Below are 4,579 nucleotides of genomic sequence, written 5' to 3'. Positions count from 1 at the left end.
CAGCGCGTCCAGTCCTGACACCCACGATCGGAGATCATCAGCGGTTAACTCATCGAGCATGCCTCCAGACTACATCACAAAGCCTTGCTGTAGTATTAATACTCCAGCCGCACTTCAGGGATGTGAGCAGGTGCCTGCCCGGTGAGCTGGTGCACGCTAAGGCACGGTGATGCGCGCTGGGCTACGGGTACGCATACGTACCCATGCGTGCGCCCGCGCGCAAGACGAACGGCCACCGCTGTGATCATTCAGGTGTGATGGAACTGAAGATCATGCGGTGGCCGCGTTGGCCAGGGTAGAACATCTCAGCGCCGCTCGTCTGCAGGCCGCTCTGGATGACGTATTCGCGCTGGTAGCCGCCCGATTCAGACGCCCCGAAGTTCGGCAGCGCGCCCGTGCGTGTATCGGTGGGCTGCTGTCCGGGATGGAGCGCAAGAACGGCTGGTCGCTGGCCGAGTACGCTGGCGAGACCACCCCGGACGGCATGCAGCGGCTGTTCAACGCCGCCAAATGGGACGTCGACGGCGTACGCGACGACATCCGCACCTTCCTGATGCGGCACCTGGGCGAGCACGACGGGGTGCTGGTCGGCGACGACACCGGCTTCGCCAAACAAGGCGGTTGCTCAGCCGGGGTGCGGCGGCAATACACCGGCACCCTCGGAAAGATCACCAACTGCCAGATCGGGGTGTTCCTCGGCTACGCCTCCAGCCGCGGCAGAGCCGTCCTGGACCGGGAGCTCTACCTGCCCAACGACTCCTGGATCGCCCAGCCAGAACGGCGCGAGGCCGCACAGATCCCCGAACACGTCACCTTCGCCACCAAACCCCAGCTCCTGCAAGTCATGATCGAAAGAGCACTCGCCGCCGGCGTACCGTTCGGCTGGGTGACCGCCGATGAAGCTTACGGCGACAACGGACCATTGCGCCGCTACCTGGAGAACAGGCACATCGGCTACGTGGTCGCGGTCTCCCGCTCCCACCAGATCACTACCGGTGCCGGCAAGGTCCGCGCCGACGTCATGGCCGGCAAAGTACCCAGGAGCGGATGGCAGCGCCTGTCCTGCGGAGCGGGCGCCAAGGGCGAACGACGCTACGACTGGGCGCTGATCACCACCAGCAGTCCCGCGCACCGCCTGCTGCTTCGCCGTTCCCTCAGCAATCCCGCAGACATGGCCTTCCACCTGTGCCACACGCCTCGGCCGGTGCCGTTACAGCGCCTGGTGCAGGTGGCCGGAGCTCGCTGGACGATCGAGGAATGCTTCCAGACCGGCAAGAACGAGGCCGCCTTCGACCACTACCAGGTGCGGCTCTATCCCGCCTGGTATCGCTACATCACCTTGGCCATGCTCGCCCTGGCCTTCCTGGCCGTCACCCGCGCCGCCTTCAGCACCGGACCTGCCTCACCCGCAGGCACGGAGCGGCTCATCGCGATCTCGGCCAACGAGATCCGCCGCCTGTTCGCCCTGCTGACCCGTCCACTCATCGACGAGGGGCACATCCTGCACTGGTCACGCTGGCGACGACGCCATCAGGCCCGTGCCCGACAATGCCACTACCAGCGACAACAGCTCAGAGATCGATAAGTGCGGCTGGAGTATTAGGACAGTTGGATGCGGAAGCGTTGATCCAGACGGCGGCGGCCGTTTCGCTTCCTCGCCAGGCTCGCCTGACCGCGTGTCCAGGAGTCGCAGCGGTACGACCTTGCCGCGCCCTCCAGGACTGGGCCGACACTGCCACCGGCGGGGACCGTTTCGATGGCTTGCGGGCCGTCGTCCAGCGAGTGCGCTCGCGCGACCAGTAAGGTGAGGCTGTGAGGTCCTTGTCAGGGTCGAGCCAGTACCGCGAAGTGGCGGTCATCCTTCGAGCGGCCATCGCCGATGGCACCTATCCCCGCGGTTCCTTGCTTCCCAAGGACGATCAGCTCGCCGAAGCGCTCGGCGTCAACAGAGCCACCCTCAACAAGGCTCTGCGCGTCCTAAAGGTTGAGGGATTGGTGCGTGTGCACAGAGGTGTGGGCACATTTGTCCATGAGCTCCCGCCCATTCCGCGCGACGCGGCTCTCCGCCACAGCCGAGCCCGCCGTGAGCGTGTCGGCAGCCGCGGGGCACTCGCTACGGAGTTGAGCGACTTGGGCTACCAGCTCCGCTCTGACAACGCCAACGGCCCTGGCCGTCCGCCTGCCAAGGTCGCAGGCATCCTGGGCGTAGATCCAGAGGCCCCCAGCGTCGTGGTTCGAGCCCGGTACATGCGCGCCAACGAAGTGCCCATCCAGATCGTCACGAGCTACATCCCGCTGACCATCGCTCGGGGCACACCCATCGAACGTGAGGATCCCGGCATTGGGGGAATCAGCAGTCGGCTCGCGGAGCTCGGTCACGCGCAGGCCGAGATCGAAGAACGCATCACAGTACGTACTCCGAGCCCAGAGGAAGCGACCTTTTTGCGTCTCGACGAAGATCAGCGTATCTTCGAGATCCTCCATATCGGTTGGAGCTGCGATGGACGCCCCGTCAAGGTCACGATCTATATCATGCCGACCCATCAATGGGATCTCCGCTACCGATACCCGGTTGAACCACCCGAGGCCAGGTGACCTCATTTCCCTGGCGTGGCCCACTTCATCACGGCATTCTGAGCCAGAATGCGCGGACGCATACCGCGCGTTACGTCTCACGCGTGTGTCTCAAACGGCATGATCTAAGGTTACTCTGAGCGCGGTAGCTCGATCGCGCCATCAGACCACCGCCATTTCGGCGTCGCTCCGTGCGTAGACCTCAGACGACTCGAGCCGGTGAAACACACCAAAGGCGCAGATGAAGCACAGCTTGCCGGCCTTCGCCCATCGGCTCACCATCGCGGGGTTAACGCGAAGCAGCTGCGCCACTTCCACCGGCGCTGGTCGGGGCGTGCGCAATCATGTTGTTCACGGATCGCACTCTTGCCTTTCGCGACGGGCGGGAACGTGATTGCGGTCCACGGGGCCCTGGCGTTCGAGCGGCGGGGTCACAGTGCGCGCAGGCGGCCGAACAGGAAGGCCTGCGGGTCAGCGACATCGGGTCGCGGCGCCTTCCGGCTCGATTCAAACAAGGGCACCCTCGAAGGCTTCCGTGCTCTGACCAAGTCTCAGGGTGAGCCCATTTCGCTTTCTTCGCAAGTCCGGGAGCCTTGGCTGGTCGTGATGGCCTGTGGCCTGCGACGAGGCCTGGGCACCCGGCGACTGGGCCGGGTAGGAGGTGGAAAGGGCTCACTATTCGCATGACTAAGCTCTTGTTTGGGCATTTCCAATCAGATTCCGAAGTTGCCTAGCTGGTGGTCACTTCCGGCCGAGGCAGGCACCATCGGGGTAGCGGCCTCTTGATCCGACAGACACGCGGCAGTCGCATATGCGGTCGCGGCCAGCATCCGTGCTGCGGTCCGCATCGGAGAGGTAGAGCGTGACGAACGGGCTGTCGCCCAGTCATGAGCTGGCACTGTTCTCCGGTGTGTCCGGATGACGGTCCAGACCGCTATTCTGACTCCGCGATGAGGGCGTGTGACCAGCCGCGCGGGGAGTGGAGTCTACATGCGTGATCAAGCGAGCTTGCCAGCGCCGGAGGAGTCAGAGCACCCGCTGGAAGGAACGGCCGCCTTTCTGTTCGAGCTGGGGTTCCTGAAGCGGCTCACGCGAGCCGGCTGGTTGCTGCTCGACGTTCCCAATCCGGAGACGGTGGCGGAGCACTCGTTCCGTGTAGGTGTCGTCGGCATCGCCCTGGCGCTGCTTGAAGGTGCGGACCCTGGCCGCGCCGCGATGCTCGGCTTGGTCCATGACGTCCACGAGACGAGGATCGGTGATGTTCCCTCCGTCGGCCGGGCCTACGTCGAGACGGCTGTCCCTCAAGCGGTGTTCGCTGATCAGACAGCAGGCATGGTTGATCCACTCGCTGCCTTCTTCAAGAGCCTTGTGGCTGAGTACGAAGCTGGCGAAACTTTGGAAGCCAAAGTCGCCAAGGACGCCGACAAGATCGAAACGCTGTTGCAGGCGTCCGAGTACATGGCCAAAGGTCACCAGGCGGGTCCATGGCAGGACACGTCAATCGCCGCCCTGCGTACCGACTCAGCGAAGCAGCTCGCGCGAGCGATCCTCTCGACGGATCCCCATGAGTGGTGGGCGGCCTTCGCCGCGAACTACCACGCGCTGCGCGCAAGCGCTAGACAGTCGCGCGGGCCTCACCCAGACTCCTCCGGGTGACGCCCGTGCTTCAGGTCCGCAAGGGGTCCGAGACCCGGCCAGGTGTCGGGGCCCCTTCATCTTGCCAGCGTTCTTGGAACACGCCGCGTTCGATCGCGTCCAATAGCGTCCGCGGTTTCGTCAGCGTGTGGCGGCTTGCCATGGACGATGCTTAGCGGCGTTGGGGAGCGTGACACGCTTGACCACCCGCTGCGAGACGGGGCCTAAAGGGTGTTGCAGAAATCCGTGAGCGGGCAGGTCAGGGCGGTTCTGCTGCGATCGTGCTCATGCCGTGAGGGCGAGGTTGTGCATGTGTGCGACGGCTTGGATGGCGTGGTGGAGACCGGTTCCCTTCTGTCGGCAGTCGCGC

General features: G+C 64.5%; 3 protein-coding genes. All 3 read left to right on the top strand.

Going from position 1 to position 4,579, the window contains the following annotated elements:
* Positions 1-286 precede the first annotated feature (286 nt).
* The 3 genes from ACWEJ6_RS54275 (at position 287) to ACWEJ6_RS54265 (ending at position 4,230) form a co-directional block, all read left to right on the top strand.
* Entirely contained in the window at positions 287-1,585 is a 1,299-nt protein-coding gene (locus ACWEJ6_RS54275; protein WP_452433582.1) for an IS701 family transposase, read from the top strand.
* 263 nt (positions 1,586-1,848) lie between these two features.
* Positions 1,849-2,595 (top strand): GntR family transcriptional regulator, encoded by a 747-nt coding sequence (locus ACWEJ6_RS54270; protein ID WP_452433581.1) that lies wholly within the window; start codon positions 1,849-1,851, stop codon positions 2,593-2,595.
* Positions 2,596-3,564: 969 nt separating this feature from the next.
* A complete protein-coding gene (locus ACWEJ6_RS54265) occupies positions 3,565-4,230 on the top strand; it encodes an HD domain-containing protein (protein ID WP_452433580.1) in 666 nt (221 codons plus the stop codon).
* Positions 4,231-4,579 lie beyond the last annotated feature (349 nt).

It is taken from the genome of Nonomuraea sp. NPDC004702 (assembly GCF_053601695.1).
This window is presented reverse-complemented; position numbering and strand designations above follow the sequence as displayed.

What these genes read in the sequence shown, in the direction of transcription:
- ACWEJ6_RS54265 (WP_452433580.1), top strand. Translation starts at nt 3,565, where the DNA reads ATGCGTGATCAAGCGAGCTTGCCAGCGCCGGAGGAGTCAGAGCACCCG.